This is a genomic window from Rhodococcus sp. NBC_00297 (assembly GCF_036173065.1).
GTDB lineage: Bacteria > Actinomycetota > Actinomycetes > Mycobacteriales > Mycobacteriaceae > Rhodococcoides.
The window spans coordinates 4,518,351-4,533,963 of record NZ_CP108041.1 but is presented as its reverse complement, the minus strand read 5'-3'; the positions used below and the strand labels follow the sequence as shown (position 1 = coordinate 4,533,963).

At 70.1% G+C, this 15,613-nt stretch carries 13 protein-coding genes; 5 read left to right on the top strand and 8 right to left on the bottom strand.

Translation table 11 applies throughout. The annotated features are described in order from the left end of the window. Window positions 1-4 precede the first annotated feature (4 nt). The 6 genes from OG947_RS21350 to nadA all read right to left on the bottom strand — a co-directional run bounded on the left by OG947_RS21350 (window position 5) and on the right by nadA (window position 6,638). Entirely contained in the window at window positions 5-1,141 is a 1,137-nt protein-coding gene (locus tag OG947_RS21350) for a histidinol-phosphate transaminase (RefSeq protein WP_222638635.1), read from the bottom strand. Then, window positions 1,138-2,475, bottom strand: a complete 1,338-nt coding sequence (gene hisD, locus OG947_RS21345) for a histidinol dehydrogenase (protein WP_328812826.1) — start codon at window positions 2,473-2,475, stop codon at window positions 1,138-1,140. The genes OG947_RS21350 and hisD overlap by 4 nt, the downstream gene beginning before the upstream one ends. Window positions 2,476-2,610: 135 nt before the next feature. Continuing rightward, entirely contained in the window at window positions 2,611-3,078 is a 468-nt protein-coding gene (locus tag OG947_RS21340) for an SRPBCC family protein (protein WP_027506797.1), read from the bottom strand. A gap of 37 nt (window positions 3,079-3,115) precedes the next feature. Then, window positions 3,116-3,985, bottom strand: coding sequence for a carboxylating nicotinate-nucleotide diphosphorylase (gene nadC / locus OG947_RS21335; RefSeq protein ID WP_056447907.1), 870 nt, complete (start codon window positions 3,983-3,985; stop codon window positions 3,116-3,118). Further along, window positions 3,982-5,604: an L-aspartate oxidase gene (locus OG947_RS21330; RefSeq protein WP_328812824.1), complete on the bottom strand. Its 1,623-nt coding sequence runs from the start codon at window positions 5,602-5,604 to the stop codon at window positions 3,982-3,984. Before OG947_RS21330 ends, nadC begins: the two co-directional genes overlap by 4 nt. Continuing rightward, a complete protein-coding gene (nadA, locus tag OG947_RS21325; protein WP_222627055.1) occupies window positions 5,601-6,638 on the bottom strand; it encodes a quinolinate synthase NadA in 1,038 nt (345 codons plus the stop codon). Before nadA ends, OG947_RS21330 begins: the two co-directional genes overlap by 4 nt. An 80-nt stretch (window positions 6,639-6,718) precedes the next feature. Here nadA and OG947_RS21320 point away from each other — a divergent pair, with 80 nt between their 5' ends. Then, entirely contained in the window at window positions 6,719-7,474 is a 756-nt protein-coding gene (locus OG947_RS21320; protein ID WP_081821419.1) for an NUDIX hydrolase, read from the top strand. Here the strand turns inward: OG947_RS21320 and OG947_RS21315 are convergent. Together OG947_RS21315 and OG947_RS21310 are read right to left on the bottom strand one after the other, a co-directional pair. Then, window positions 7,467-8,543, bottom strand: a complete 1,077-nt coding sequence (locus OG947_RS21315) for a GGDEF domain-containing protein (protein ID WP_328812823.1) — start codon at window positions 8,541-8,543, stop codon at window positions 7,467-7,469. The genes OG947_RS21320 and OG947_RS21315 overlap by 8 nt on opposite strands. Window positions 8,544-8,656: 113 nt before the next feature. Next, entirely contained in the window at window positions 8,657-9,232 is a 576-nt protein-coding gene (locus OG947_RS21310) for a DUF2567 domain-containing protein (protein WP_328812822.1), read from the bottom strand. Window positions 9,233-9,298: 66 nt separating this feature from the next. Between OG947_RS21310 and OG947_RS21305 the strand changes: the two genes are divergently transcribed. The 4 genes from OG947_RS21305 to treY all read left to right on the top strand — a co-directional run bounded on the left by OG947_RS21305 (window position 9,299) and on the right by treY (window position 15,572). Beyond that, the gene (locus OG947_RS21305) at window positions 9,299-9,895 is read left to right on the top strand and encodes a TetR/AcrR family transcriptional regulator C-terminal domain-containing protein (RefSeq protein WP_222638640.1); all 597 of its coding nucleotides are present in this window, start codon (window positions 9,299-9,301) and stop codon (window positions 9,893-9,895) included. Further along, on the top strand, window positions 9,892-10,821 hold the full coding sequence (locus OG947_RS21300) for an NAD(P)/FAD-dependent oxidoreductase (RefSeq protein WP_056447895.1): 930 nt from the start codon (window positions 9,892-9,894) through the stop codon (window positions 10,819-10,821). The genes OG947_RS21305 and OG947_RS21300 overlap by 4 nt, the downstream gene beginning before the upstream one ends. A gap of 80 nt (window positions 10,822-10,901) precedes the next feature. Beyond that, window positions 10,902-13,214 carry a glycogen debranching protein GlgX gene (glgX, locus tag OG947_RS21295; RefSeq protein ID WP_222647058.1) on the top strand — a complete coding sequence of 771 codons (2,313 nt, stop codon included), beginning with the start codon at window positions 10,902-10,904 and terminating at the stop codon, window positions 13,212-13,214. A gap of 9 nt (window positions 13,215-13,223) precedes the next feature. Then, window positions 13,224-15,572 (top strand): malto-oligosyltrehalose synthase, encoded by a 2,349-nt coding sequence (treY, locus tag OG947_RS21290; RefSeq protein ID WP_328812821.1) that lies wholly within the window; start codon window positions 13,224-13,226, stop codon window positions 15,570-15,572. Window positions 15,573-15,613 lie beyond the last annotated feature (41 nt).

Here is a 15,613-nt window from a genome sequence, read left to right as displayed (position 1 = left end):
GGGTTCAGGTGGCGGGGGCGGACGAGTGGACGACGTCCTCGGACAGGTCGGCGCTGACCTCGAGGAACCGGTCGTTCTCGGCCTCGGTGCCGATGGTGACGCGGAGATGCCCCGCGATGCCGACGTCGCGGATGAGCACACCCTGATCGAGGTACCGCGACCACACCGCGGGCGCATCGTCGAACAGGCCGAACAGCACGAAGTTGGCGCTGCTGGGCACCACTCGGTAGCCCAGGACGGCGAGCCGGGCGACGACGCGATCACGCTCGGCCGCCAGCTCGGCCACCGAGGCCAGCGTGTCGTCGGCATGGCGCAGTGCGGCGCGCGCAGCAGCCTGCGTGAGCACCGACAGGTGGTACGGCAGCCGCACCAGGAGCAGTGCGTCCACGACGGCCGGAGCGGCCACCAGGTACCCGAGTCGCCCACCCGCGAACGCGAAGGCCTTGCTCATGGTCCGGCTGACGACGACTCGGCTGGGGAACTCGTCGATGAGGTCGACCGCGCTGGGCGCCGCCGAGAACTCGCCGTACGCCTCGTCGACGACGAGGATCCCGGTGGTCGCGGAGGCGAGACGCCGGAGGTCGTCGAGCGAGAGACTGTGTCCCGTCGGGTTGTTGGGGCTGGTGACGAACACGACGTCCGGCGTCATCGACTCGATCGCGGCCACGGCCGCGTCCACGTCCAGCGAGAAGTCGTCACGCCGATGCAGATCGAGGAACTCGGTCTGGGTGCCCGCCGAGATGATGGGGTGCATCGAGTACGACGGTACGAATCCCAGCGCCGTGCGTCCCGGCCCCCCGAACGCCTGCAGCAGTTGCTGCAGGATCTCGTTCGATCCGTTCGCGGCCCACAGGTTGTCGACGGTGACGGGCACCCCCGTACGGGCCGCCACGTACGCGGCGAGATCCGTGCGCAGTGCGACGGCGTCCCGATCGGGATAGCGGTGCAGCGACGCTGCCGCCTCCCGCACGGAGCGGGCGACGTCCTCCACGAGCGCTGCCGACGGTGGGTGCGGGTTCTCGTTGGTGTTGAGCTGCACCGGCACCTCGAGCTGCGGCGCACCGTACGGAGACTTCCCGACGAGCGAGTCGCGCAGCGGCAGGTCCGACAGTGCGGTCCCGGCGCCGGGCGCGGCCGTCACGATCGGCTCTCGAACCGCACGCGGACGGCATCACCGTGCGCCGGCAGATCCTCCGCGTTCGCGAGGGCGACGACGTGCTTCGCGACGCCGTCGAGAGCGTCGCGCGAGTAGTCGACGATGTGGATGCCGCGCAGGAAGGTCTGCACCGACAACCCGGACGAGTGACGGGCGCATCCGGCCGTCGGCAGGACGTGGTTGGACCCGGCGCAGTAGTCGCCGAGGCTCACCGGCGACCACGGTCCGACGAACACCGCTCCGGCGCTGCGGATGCGGCCCGCCACCTCGGAGGCGTTCTCGGTCTGGATCTCGAGGTGTTCCGCGGCGTAGGCGTCGACCGTGCGGATGCCGTCGGCCACCGTGTCCACCAGCACGATGCCCGACTGCTCACCGGACAGCGCCGTCGCGACGCGTTCGGAGTGCTTGGTGGTGAGCGTGCGCTCGGCGACCTCGCGCGTGACGGCGTCCGCCAGGGCGACCGAGGTGGTGACGAGCACGCTCGCCGCCAGCACGTCGTGTTCGGCCTGCGAGATCAGATCGGCGGCGACGTGCACCGGGTCGGCGGTGTCGTCGGCCAGGATGGCGATCTCGGTGGGCCCGGCCTCGGAGTCGATGCCCACCGCTCCACGGCACAGCCGCTTCGCCGCGGTGACGTAGATGTTGCCCGGGCCGGTGATCATGTCGACGGGCTCGAGCGGCGCACCGTCGGTGTCCACGCCGCCGTAGGTGAGCAGTGCGACGCCCTGGGCACCGCCGACCGCCCAGACCTCGTCCACGCCGAGCAACGCTGCCGCCGCCAGGATGGTGGGGTGCGGGAGGCCGCCGAAGTCCGCCTGCGGCGGCGAGGCGACGACGAGGCTGCCGACGCCGGCGACCTGCGCGGGGACGACGTTCATGACGACGGACGACGGGTACACGGCGTTGCCGCCCGGTACGTACAGTCCGACTCGCTCGACCGGGACCCACTTCTCGATGACGGTTCCACCGGGGACGACGGTCGTCACGGTCTCGGACCGACGCTGATCCTCGTGCACGATGCGCGAACGCTCGATGGACACCTCGAGTGCCGCCCGCACGTCGGGATCGAGCTGGTTCAGAGCCTTCTCGAGCTCGGCGGCCGGGACTCGCACGGAGTCGGGACGCACGCGGTCGAACGTCTCGCTGTACTCGAGCGCCGCGTCGGCGCCGCGCTCACGCACCGCCTCGACCACCGGGGTGACCAGATGCAGCACCGAGTTCACGTCCACTCCACCCCGTGGGAGAACCGCGCGCAGCTCGGCGGTGGACGGAGAGCTGCCGCGTAGATCCACGCGTCGCAACTCGGTGCGGGCAGTCATGGGTGATCCTCTCGGGTCGAGCAAGGGCGCGCCGGTCGGCGCACGTCGATTATCGCTCGAGCCCCGACCGGCGCCCCGAGGGGGACGATCCACCTGGTCCCACCGACCGGCCTCCGGCCTGCCTGCACCATGGTCTCAGGAGTAGCGGGCTGCCAGCTTCTCCAGCGTCTTCGTGATGCCGTTCGCGTTCTGTGCCGTCTGCTTGGTCACCTCGAGCATCTTCGGGATCTTCGCCGTTCCGTAGACGAACGATTCCGTCACCTCGGTGGACGAGGGGCCCACCGCGACGAACTCCCAGCGCCACTTGTGGCCCAGCGGGTGCTGCCACTCGATCACCTTGGTGTCCCCGGTGTCGGTGAACTCCGTGACGGTGCTGGTGATGCGGTAGGGCACGCCGAACTGCTTCATGCCCACGGAGAACTTCGCTCCGCGCGAGAGCGTCGTCGGACCCTTCACCGTGTCCTTCACCGTTCCGGAGCCGTCCAGCTCGCCGTGCCGGTGCGGATCCGCCACCTGAGCGAAGAGGTCGTCGGCAGGGGCGTTCACGGTCACGCGGCGGGCGATGACGCGATCGCCGCGGTCCACAGTGCTCACAGATGTCATGTGCCGTCCTGTGCCCGGATCCCGCTCACGCGAAACGTCACTCGAAGTCGAGCCCCAGGTCGAGCACCGTCACGGAGTGGGTGAGCGCGCCGACCGCGAGGAAGTCCACACCGGTGCCCGCGTACTCGGCGGCCGAGTCCAGGGACAGTCCGCCGGACGATTCGAGCTTCGTCGCGGGAGCTGCTCGATCCCTACGTTGCACCGCCATCTGCGTCTGCCACAGCGGGAAGTTGTCGAGCAGCACCAGGTCGACGCCCTCGGCCAGCACGTCGTCGAGCTGCTCGAGAGTGTCCACCTCGACCTCGCACGCGATGTCCGGCGCCGCGGCTCGGACGGCGCGCAGAGCCGCCACCACCGAGCCCGCGGCGACCACGTGGTTGTCCTTGATCAGTGCCGCGTCGCCGAGGCCCATGCGGTGGTTCTGCCCGCCGCCGGCACGCACGGCGTACTTCTGCAGTGCACGTAGCCCGGGCAAGGTCTTGCGACTGTCCCGTACGACGCATCCCGTGCCGGACACCGCGTCGACCCACGCCGCGGTCGCGGTCGCGATGCCGGACAGGTGGCAGAGAATGTTGAGCATCGTCCGCTCCGCGGTGAGCAGGGCCCTGGTCGGTGCCTCCACCGACAGCACCACATCACCCGGCTCGACCCGGGTGCCGTCGGCGATCCGGGAGAGCACGACGTGGTCGCCGATCACCTCGTCGAGCACCGCCAGCGCGGCGTCGAGGCCCGCCACGACGCCGTGTGCCCGCGAGACGACCGCGGCGCGGGTGCGCGCGCCCTCGGGCACCGTGGCGAGGCTCGTCACATCGGGCCCGTATCGGAGGTCCTCCTCCAGCGCGCGGCGCACGACGAGGAGGATCTCGTCCCGATCGACGGGGTCGAGAGCAGCGGCGGGTGTGGTCATGAGACTCCTATCGGGCCGACCTGGTCGGCGCTGCGGGCATTCCGCACGATCGCGAGGCTGCCGTCGTCGGCCAGCCGGAAGACGGTGCTGCGGCGCTGTGCGTCGTCGGACCGGGGGTGATCGGCGCGGGTGTGCGCACCCCGCGTCTCGGTGCGGGCGAGAGCTGCCGAGGCGGTCGCGGACGCCAGCAGTGTCAGTGCGGCGTCCTCGACGTCGTGGGTCGACGTGAGCTCGCGCGGGACAGCGGCTCCCACGATCGCCGCTGCCTCGCGCAGACTTGTGTCGTCGCGGACGACGCCGACGTGACGGGTCATCGCGGACTGGAGGACGTCCCTGTCGAGCCGGGGCGCCCGGTGTCGCGCAGACGGATCGCCGGACGTCAGGGAGCGGACGGACACCCGGTCTCGGGCGCTGCGAGCCACTCGGGTCCCCAGCACCACGCCCTCGAGCAGCGAGTTCGACGCGAGACGGTTCGCTCCGTGCAGTCCTGTGCGGGCCACCTCGCCCGCGGCGTGGAGCCCGGCGACGCAGGTGCGGCCGTACTCGTCTGTGACGACACCGCCGCATGCATAGTGCGCTGCAGGGGCCACCGGGATCGGCTGCTCCGTCGGGTCCACGTCCTGAGCGAGGCAGGCCGCGGTGACGGTGGGGAAACGCAGGGCCATGTCGGGCACGGACCGCGCGTCGAGAAAGACGTGATCGGCGCCGCTCTCGGCCAGCCGAGCGGCGATCGCCCGGGACACGACGTCGCGGGGAGCGAGATCACCCAGCGGGTGCACGCCCGCCATGATCGAGCGGCCGTCGGCGTCGACGAGACGCGCGCCCTCACCGCGGACCGCCTCGCTGACCAACGGGAGCCGCCCGCGGCCGCCGGGGCGGAACAGCACGGTCGGGTGGAACTGCACGAACTCGACGTCCGCCACGTCCGCGCCCGCCCGCAGTGCGAGAGCGAGGCCGTCGGCCGTGGCGCCGGACGGGTTCGTGCTGGCCGAGTACAGCATTCCGGTGCCACCGGTGGCGATCAGCACGGCGGGTGCGTGCACCACGCCGAGGTTCGCGTGGAGATCGTCCGGCGAAAGCGATACGAGCACGCCCGCCACACCGCGGTCGCCGACCAGGACGTCGAGCACGGTCGCGCCGTTCACCGTCGCGGGCGCCGCGGACGACAGAGCGCGCTGGATCTCGCGCCCCGTGGCGTCGCCGCCCGCGTGCACGATGCGGCCGACCGAGTGGCCGCCCTCACGAGTGCGGGCCATGGAGCCGTCCGCGCCGCTGTCGAACCGAGCACCGATGCCGGTGAGCACACTCAGCGCGTCGGCGCCGGCCCCGACGATCGAGCGCACCGCGGCCTCGTCGCACAGACCGGCGCCCGCGACGATCGTGTCGCGCACGTGAGCCTCGACGTCCTCGCCGATCGCGACGGCCATGCCGCCCTGGGCGTACTGCGTCGCCGTACCCGCCGCGTCCTTGCTCAGCACCAGCACGCTCAGCCCGGACCGGGTCGCCTCGATCGCCGCGGCGAGACCGGCGACTCCCCCGCCGACCACGACGAGATCGGCCGCGGCCTCCCAGCCCGGAGCGGCAGCGACACTTCCGCCCGGAGTGGCCGAAGTGGTCACTCGCCGCCGCCGGGCGAGCCGATGGCGATCATCCGCTCGACGGACGCGCGTGCGCGTTCGGCCGTCGCGACGTCGACGTGCACCTCGTCCTTGCCCTCCGTGAGGCACCGGAGCAGCGCCGCGGGGGTGATCATCTTCATGTACGGGCAGGACGCGCGGTCGTTCACGGCCTGGAAGTCGACACCGGGCGCCGCCTTGCGCAGCTGGTGCAGCATGCCGATCTCGGTGGCGACGAGAACCTGCTTCGCACCCGTGGTGCGCGCCGCGTCGAGCATGCCGCCGGTCGAGAGGATCTTGACGCGGTCCTCGGGCACGAATCCCTCGCCGGCGAGGTAGAGCGCGGACGTCGCACAGCCGCACTCGGGGTGAACGTAGAGCTCGGCCTCGGGGTACGCCTGCGACCGTGCGGTGAGCTCGTCGCCGTTGATGCCGGCGTGGACGTGGCACTCACCGGCCCAGATGTGCATGTTGGTGCGACCGGTCTGCCGACGGACGTGGGCCCCGAGGAACTGGTCCGGCAGGAAGAGCACCTCGCGGTCCGGGTCGATGGACTGCACGACCTCGACCGCGTTGGACGAGGTGCAGCAGATGTCCGTCAGTCCCTTCACCTCGGCGGTGGTGTTCACGTACGACACGACGACGGCGTCCGGGTGCTCGGCCTTCCACTCGCGCAGCTGGGCCGCGTCGATGGAGTCGGCGAGAGAGCAGCCCGCCCGCTCGTCGGGAATGAGGACCGTCTTGGACGGCGCGAGGATTTTGGCCGTCTCGGCCATGAAGTGCACGCCGCAGAAGACGATGGTCTCCTCCTGCGCCTCGGCGGCGATGCGCGAGAGCGCGAGCGAGTCGCCGACGTGGTGGGCGATGTCCTGGATGGCGGGCAGCTGATAGTTGTGCGCCAGGATCGTCGCGTTCTTCGCCTCTGCCAGGCGCAGAATCTCCTCGGCCCACTCCGGGCCGGCATCGACGCCGGCGTAGCCCGTCGGTCCGTCGACGACCGCGGAGTTCCCGCCGAATCGCGTGGTGGTGATCGCCATGTCGTGCTCCTCGCGTGCGTCCAGCGCTCGCGTGCGCCGGTGCCGATCCGCCGGAATGGACCCGACGGGGTTTTCGACTTATGATCGAAAACGTGATTCATCGTAGCACCGCCGCCGACGGACCGACCGGAAGTGCCCCCGATCCGGCCACCCGACCGGTGCACGAAGTGCTGTCCGTCGTCTTCCAGGTGCGCGAGCTGCAGCCCCGCGAGCCTGCCGAACTGTGCGTGCTGCTGTGGCAGCGCGCACTCGCCCCGGCACGCGGAACCTGGTCACTCCCCGGCGGGCTACTCCGGGACGACGAGAACCTGACCGACTCCGCGCGACGTCAGCTGGCGGAGAAGGTCGACGTGCGCGAGGTACGCCACCTCGAGCAGCTGTCCGTCTTCTCCGATCCCGGGCGGGTCCCCGGCGATCGCCGCATCGCCTCGACGTTCCTCGGTCTGGTCCCCATCGTCGGGGACCCGCGACTTCCCGTCGACACTGCGTGGCACCCGGTCGCGACGCTCCCCGAGACCGCGTTCGATCACGGCACGATGGTGGCGCACGCCCGCGCGAGACTGGCGGCCAAACTGTCGTACACCAACATCGCCTTCGCGCTCGCGCCCGTCGAGTTCAGCCTGTCGACCTTGCGCGACATCTACTGCGCCGCACTGGGTTACCAAGTCGACACCACCAATCTCCAACGGGTGCTCACCCGGCGGGGCGTCATCGAGTCCACCGGCCACACCGCTCCCCCGGGCCCGTCCGGAGGACGTCCCGCCGCGCTGTACCGCTTCCGGGACAGCGCACTACGTGTGACCGACGAGTTCGCCGCGCTCCGACCACCTACGTGAGAGTGCCGTAGCCGACGACGGCATCGCCGCCGTCCGCCTTGGCGGAATACATCGCTCGATCGGCACAGATGAGAAGCACCTCCACGTCGTGCGAGGTGACGACCCGCTCCTCGCGAGCGACCCCGATGCTCAAACTCGACTCGTGGTCCGACCGCGCCGTGTAGGCGCTGCGCAGCCGTCGCGCCCGGTCGAGCACCTCGTCCATCGGCAGCGCGGTCACGACGGCGAATTCCTCCCCGCCGGTGCGGGCCGTGATAGACGGAGACGGGAACATCTCGTCGATGGTGTCCGCCGTCCGACGGATGACGAGGTCACCGTGGTGGTGTCCGAAGCGGTCGTTGATCGACTTGAAGCGGTCGATGTCGATGACCACCGCGACGAGACCGTTCCGGGTGCCGAGCAGTTCGCCCGCCGCGACGGTGAGTCCCCGCCGGTTGCGCAGGCCGGTCAGCGGATCCACGTACGCGGCGGTGACGTCGCCGCGTTGCAGGAACTGCAGGCGGTAGATGGAGATCGGTGCGAGGAAGAGAACCATCACGATGAGCAGTCCGTAGGTGACGGCGAGCGAGGTGCGCGCCGCTCCGAGCACGGACTCCGAGCCGATCGCTCGGACGAACAACCCGACGCAGATCACCACGGTGAGGGAATGGTGGACGGCGAACACCCGCGGCGTGTGGAACGTCGCCACGTAACTGCTCGCGACGCCGAACAGGATCGTGCAGGGCAGCACGGCGAGCGGGTCGGACAGCGAGAGAAGCACCACGGAGAGTCCGACGTCCGCGTACACGACGAAGGCCGTCGACATCCGGCGTGAGGGCCACGGTCCGCGGATCCACGCGAGCCCGACGCCGGCGGTCCCCACCGCGTTCACGAGCACGATCGTCAGCGCTGCTCCCGTCGGCGCGGTCGGCGGGGCGAGTCCGGCGACGACGTACAGGACGGAGAACAGGAGGCAGGACAGACCGATGAGGACGCGGGTCGAGCCGAGCGCGGTGTTCGTCTCGAAGTAGTGGACGGTCCACGCGTAATCGACGGGTCTGGTCAACCACCGCCGAATGGTGTTCGCCACGTCCTGGAGACCCTCGCCGTTCGAAGAGGTCGGCCCCCGCCCGCGGCCCGTCGTGGGCCGCCCTGAGAGCGCTCATTCAAGCAGACGAACCCGGCGTCCGAGACCCGAACGGATCACTCCCCGGGGGACTCGTCCCGACCCAGATCGTCCGACGGCGACAGCGCCGTGACGAGAACGAGCGTGACCGCCGCAGCCAGAGGTTGCGCGAGCAGAGCCAGCCACGTCGAGACACCGGGGGCGAGTGCGACGACATCGCCGCGAAGGGCGCCGTCGGCACTCGGATACCGCACCGCGCCCACGGCGAGGCCGGCACCGATCGCCGCGGCGGACGCCAGCGCCGACGCCACCACGATGTCGAGGACCAGACGCGGCCCTCGCTCGGTCACGCGAGCCCAGACGGCGACCGTGGTCAGCACCCCGGCCGCGGCGGTCACGCAGAGGAACAGAGCGAGTGCGTCGAAGCGATGATCGCTCTCGCCGGTCAACACGATCGCGCGGCCGTCACCGACGGCAGCGACGTGCTCCACGGGCGCGAGCAGAGCCCACAGGATCCCGAGGACGGCACCGACCACCGCGGTCGCGAGCACGATCCGGATCGAACGCCGGGTGAACGCGCCGCGCGACGGCCGACCCGCATCGCCGATCCCGGGTGCGGTCGAGGCGAACCCCGTCGTGTCGACATCACTCACGTCGGCCAGCCTAGGCTGTCGCTGCGTGGCCGACGGGCCCGCGACACGAGTCGGGAGAGGTGCGGAATGCAGTTGCGCAGAGACGACGTCGTCGACGGCGCACTGACCATTCTCGACGACTACGGTCTCGCCGACCTCACGATGCGCCGGTTGGCCGGCTCGCTCGGTGTGGCGCCCGGCGCGCTGTACTGGCACGTCGCGAACAAGCAGGCGCTGCTCGGCGCGGTGTCCGATCGCATCCTGAGCCGCCTCGACGCCGTACCCGCTGCCGTCACCTCCGATGTGCTGGACGCCGTGCGCGGCCGCGCTCACGGACTTCGAGACGCTCTCCTGGCTCACCGGGACGGCGCCGAGGTGGTCGCCTCCAGCCTGTCCGCCCGCACGGTGACGCACCCCGTGCGGACCACGGTCGTCGACGATCTCCGCGCCACCGGGCTGACCCCGGAGGACGCCGGACACGCCGCGGACGCCCTGCTCTACTACGTGCTGGGTGCGACGAGCGACGAACAGTCCCGGCTGCAGATGGAGTCCGCGGGTGCGCTGGCCGCGGATCGACACCCCGACGACGGTGACCTCGATCGAGATGCCACCGCTCGGTTCGATTTCGGCCTCGAACTCTTCGTCGACGGCGTCCGGAGCCGCGTCCGTACGCTGAACGAGTGACCTCCTCGACCTCTCCCGTCACCGTCCTCGGAGCCGGTATCGCCGGTGCCGCGTGCGTTCGCGTGCTCCGCGACGCCGGTGTCCCGTTCGTGCTGCGTGACCGGGGCCGCGCCGTCGGCGGTCGAATGTCGTCCCCCGAGTTGCACGGACGCCGAGTCGATGTGGGCGCCGGCTACTTCACCGTCCGCGACGACGGGTTCCGGGACGTCGTGTCCGACTGGGCCTCTCGCGGTCTCGTGCACGAGTGGACCGACACCTTCACGGTGGTGCGGGCCGGGGCGGAGCCGGAACAGAAATCGGGACCCACGCGGTGGGGAACGCCGGCGGGCCTGCGATCTCTGGTCAAGGACCTGCTGTCCGGCATCCCTGTCGACGCCACCGAGGCTCGGGCGTTGCCCGACGGACACGTGGTCCTGGCCATGCCCGACCCGCAGGCCTCCCGCCTGGTGACCGTGCCCGACGCCGTCGACTACGACCCCGTCGTCGCGGTGGTCCTCGGGCTCACCGACGACGACGCCGCCGGACTCCCCTTCCCCGACGCCGCCTTCGTGTCCGACGACGCGGACGTCGAGTTCCTCGCGCGCGACGGCGCACGCCGGGGCGACGGAGCCGCGGTCCTGGTCGCCCACACGTCCGCGCAGCGCGCCCGGCGACACCTCGACGATCCCGCCGGTGCGATCCCCGCCGTCGTCGACGCCGTCGCCGCGCTCACGGGCATCGGCACTCCGATCTGGACGCACGCCCACCGCTGGACCTTCGCCAAGCCCGCCTCCCAGCACGACGCGAGCCACGACATCGTCTCGCACGGAGACCGTCTGGTCGGCTTCGCCGGGGATCAGTGGTGCCCGGAGGGCTCGCCCCGCGTCGAGAGCGCCTGGCGATCGGGCACCGACCTCGGGCACGCGCTGATCGCACGACTGGGCTGAGCCCGGGCGACCGACGCTCCGGCCTGCGACGGACCTCGCCGACAGGTGTCCTTCGCCGCTGCCGGGATAGGGTTCCGAGCATGTCCGTCGACCATGCACACGAACCATCGATCCAGGTATGGCCCGGCAGCGCGTATCCCCTGGGCGCCACCTACGACGGCGCCGGAACCAATTTCGCGCTCTTCTCCGAGGTCGCCGAGGCCGTCGATCTCTGCCTCATCGACGCCGACGGTCACGAGACCCGCGTCCGCCTCGAAGAGGTCGACGGGTACGTCTGGCACGCCTACATCCCCCAGGTCCAGCCCGGCCAACGGTACGGCTACCGCGTGCACGGCCCGTGGAATCCCGGAGCGGGACAGCGGTGCGACGCGAGCAAGCTGCTGCTCGACCCCTACGGCAAGGCGTTCGTCGGATCGTTCGACGGTGACCGCTCGCTCTTCAGTTACGACATCGACATCCCCGAACGTCCCGTGCCCGCAGCGCAGGAGAACGACGACGCCGTGCATCCCGGCGAGGCGCACGTCGCCGGCCCCGCGGGATCGGCCACCGCGTCGCGCACCGTCGACGCGACCCGCGCCAACGTCGCGACTGCCAGAACCGTTGCACCCGAGCCTGATCCGGAGCCCGAGCCCGAGAACCACTTCCCCCAGCACGACTCGCTGGGGCACACGATGACGACGGTCGTCGTCAATCCGTTCTTCGACTGGCAGAACGACCGCTCGCCGCGTCGCCCCTACAACGAGACCGTCATCTACGAGGCCCACGTCAAGGGCATGACGATGACCCACCCGGACATCCCGGAGGATCTGCGCGGTACGTACGCCGGTCTCGGCCATCCGGCCGTGATCAGCCACCTGGAGAAGCTCGGCGTCACCGCCATCGAACTGATGCCGGTGCATCAGTTCATGCAGGATCAGACACTGGTGGACAAGGGACTTCGCAACTACTGGGGCTACAACTCGTTCGGTTTCATGGCCCCGCACAACGAGTACGCGTCCTCCCCCATGGCCGGTTCGGCCGTGTCGGAGTTCAAGACGATGGTGCGCTCGTTCCACGAAGCCGGCATCGAGGTGATCCTCGACGTGGTCTACAACCACACCGCCGAGGGCAACCACATGGGTCCGACCATCGCGTTCCGCGGCATCGACAACGCCGCGTACTACCGGTTGGTCGACGACGACCCGTATTTCTACATGGACTACACGGGCACGGGTAACAGCCTGAACGTCCGTCACCCGCACACCCTGCAGCTGATCATGGACTCCCTGCGCTACTGGGTCACCGAGATGCACGTCGACGGCTTCCGCTTCGACCTCGCATCGACCCTGGCTCGCGAACTGCACGACGTGGACAAGCTGAGCGCGTTCTTCGACCTGGTCCAGCAGGACCCGGTGGTGAGCCAGGTCAAGCTGATCGCCGAGCCGTGGGACGTCGGTGAGGGCGGCTACCAGGTCGGCAACTTCCCCGGTCTCTGGACCGAGTGGAACGGCATGTACCGCGACACCGTCCGCGACTACTGGCGCGGTGAGCCGGCGACACTCGGCGAGTTCGCGTCGCGGCTCACCGGATCCTCCGACCTCTACGAGGCGACGGGTCGCCGCCCCGGTGCGAGCATCAACTTCGTCATCGCGCACGACGGCTTCACGATGCACGATCTGGTGTCCTACAACGACAAGCACAACGAGGCCAACGGCGAGGACAACAACGACGGCGAGAGCCACAACCGGTCCTGGAACTGCGGTGTCGAGGGGCCGACGGACGACCCCGAGGTGCTGTCGCTGCGCGCCCGTCAGATCCGCAACATGCTGGCGACGCTCATGCTCAGCCAGGGCACGCCGATGCTCGCGCACGGCGACGAGATGGGCCGGACCCAGCAGGGCAACAACAACGTCTACTGCCAGGACTCCGAACTGGCCTGGATGGACTGGTCGCTGGCGGAGACGAACGCCGATCTGGTCGAGTTCACGTCCCGCGTGATCGCACTCCGCAACGACCACCCGGTGTTCCGTCGACGACGCTTCTTCGAAGGCCGGCCGATCCGCAAGGCGGAGCAGACGCGCGACATCGCGTGGCTCACCCCGACCGGCGAGGAGATGACCGAGGAGGACTGGGACAGCGGCTTCGGCAAGTCGCTGGCGGTGTTCCTCAACGGCGAGAACATCCCCGAGCCCGACAACCGGGGCAACCGGGTCGTCGACGACACGTTCTACCTGTGCTTCAACGCCCATCACGAGCCGATCGACTTCACCACACTGGACGGCAAGTACGCCGACGAGTGGACCGTCGCGCTCGACACCGCCTCGGCCACCGGAGCCGACGATCGAGTCATCGTCGCCGGCACAGCTGTCGAGGTGCAAGCACGGTCACTGTTGGTGCTACGGAAAACGGGGTAAGGAAGCGACATGAGCCACGCGATCACCTCGACCTATCGATTCCAGCTACGGGGTGATCGCTTCACTCTCCGCGATGCCGCGTCACTGGTTCCCTATCTCGCCGAACTCGGTGTCTCCCACGTCTATCTGTCGCCGATCCTGACGGCGGCCGAGGGCTCCACCCACGGGTACGACGTCACCGATCCGCGCACCGTCTCCGAGGCACTCGGTGGTCGAGCCGCTCTCGAGGACCTCGTCGCCGAGTGCCGGTCCCACGGCCTGGGCGTCGTGGTCGACATCGTGCCCAACCACCTCGGTGTGGCCACGGCGCGGGAGAACCCGTTCTGGTGGGACGTGCTGAGACACGGACGCGCATCGCAGTACGCCTCGTGGTTCGACATCGACTGGGCCGGTGCGGAGCGCATCGCGCTCCCCGTGCTGGGCGACGATGCCGACGTGAACGAACTCTCGGTCGACCGGTCGGGAGACGAGACCACGTTGGCCTACTACGAGAACCGCTTCCCGGTGGACCCCGCGACCGACGACGGCTCGAACGACGCGAAAGCACTGCACGACAAGCAGTCCTACGAACTGGTCGGGTGGCGCTCCGGGCGCATCGGGTACCGCCGGTTCTTCTCCGTCAGCGACCTGGCCGGCCTTCGTCAGGAGGACCCCGCGGTCTTCGACGCGACGCACGCCGAGGTCGGCAGCTGGTTCCGCGACGGTCTCGTCGACGGTGTGCGCGTCGACCATCCGGACGGGCTCACCGCACCGGCCGAGTATCTCGCTCGCTTGCGGGGCGTCGTCGGACCCGACTCGTGGCTCGTCGTCGAGAAGATCCTCACCGCCGAGGAGCCGCTCGACGTCACCCTTCCCGTCGACGGAACCACCGGGTACGACGCTCTCGCCGATCTCGGTGGGGTGTTCCTCGACCCGTCGGGCGAGGAGCCGCTGACGCGACTGTCGTCGGACGTCACCGGCCACGCGGGGGACGCACACTGGGTGCACGAGGCCGAGCGGACCATCAAGGCCGACACGGCGAGCACACAGCTCGCTCCCGAGGTGCGGCGCCTGGTAGCGGCGATCGCCCGCGACACCGGAACGTCGTTCGACGCCGACCTCGCCCGCGAGGCCGTGACCGAGATCGTCGCCCGCATGCCGGTGTACCGCTCCGACTACGCGCCGCTGGCCGGCATGCTGCCCCGCCTGCTCGGCGACGTCGCCGCGGATCGCCCCGAACTGGTTCCCGCCCTCGATGTCGTCGCGGCCGCCGTGGCCGCACGCGGCGAGGCGTCGGGACGTCTGCAGCAGGTCGCGGGCGCCGTGATGGCGAAGAGCGTCGAGGACTGCATGTTCTACCGCACGTCGCGGCTGGTCTCGCTCCAGGAGGTCGGCGGTGACCCGTCCCGCTTCGGTCGGTCGGTGCCGGAGTTCCACCTCCGCCTGTCCGAGCGGGCCCGGCTGTGGCCTGCCGCGATGACGACCCTCTCGACACACGACACCAAGCGCGGCGAGGACGTCCGGGCGCGCATCGGCGTGCTGTCTCAGGTGCCCGACCTGTGGCGCGCGTGCCTGAGCGACTGGGAGGAGCAGGCTCCGTCGCCCAACGGGTCCACCGGACTCTTCTTGTGGCAGAACATCGTCGGCACCTGGCCGACCGACGGCGTGGTCACGGACGAGTACCGCGAGCGACTGCACGCCTACGCCGAGAAGGCCATCCGCGAGGCGGGCTCGTACACCGGCTGGAACGACGTGGACGAGGACTTCGAGTCTGCCGTCCACACGTGGATCGACGGCATCGTCGACGGAGCGGTGGCTCCCTCGCTCACGACGTTCGTCCAGCAGATCGCTCCGCACGCATGGAGCGATTCGCTCGGACAGAAGCTCCTCCACCTGGCGGGTCCCGGCATCCCGGACATCTACCAGGGCACGGAGCTGTGGGAGGACTCTCTCGTCGACCCCGACAACCGCCGGGACGTGGACTACGACGCCCGCAAGGCTCTCCTGGACATCGACGGGACGCCGGCGCTCGACGCGAGCGGCGCCGCCAAGTTCCACGTGACCCGGTGTGCCGCACGGCTGCGCCGCGACCGTCCGGACAGCTTCGTGGGCGGGTCCTACGTTCCGGTGTTCGCGACCGGCGCCGCCGCCGACCACGTCGTGGCGTTCGGTCGTGGACCCGCCGACGGTGACGCCGACGTCGTCGCCGTCGCCACGCGGTGGTCGATGCGCCTCGGCGAGGCCGGATGGGGTGACACCTCGCTGGCGTTGCCGGACGGTGAGTGGACCGACCTCGTGAATGGTGGGTCGTTCAGCGGAACGGTCACCGTGTCCTCACTGCTCTCCGCGCTCCCGGTCGCGCTCCTCGTCCGACGGTGACCTGATCTCGAGGTGAACCGGTCACGCGCGCAGACCACCCC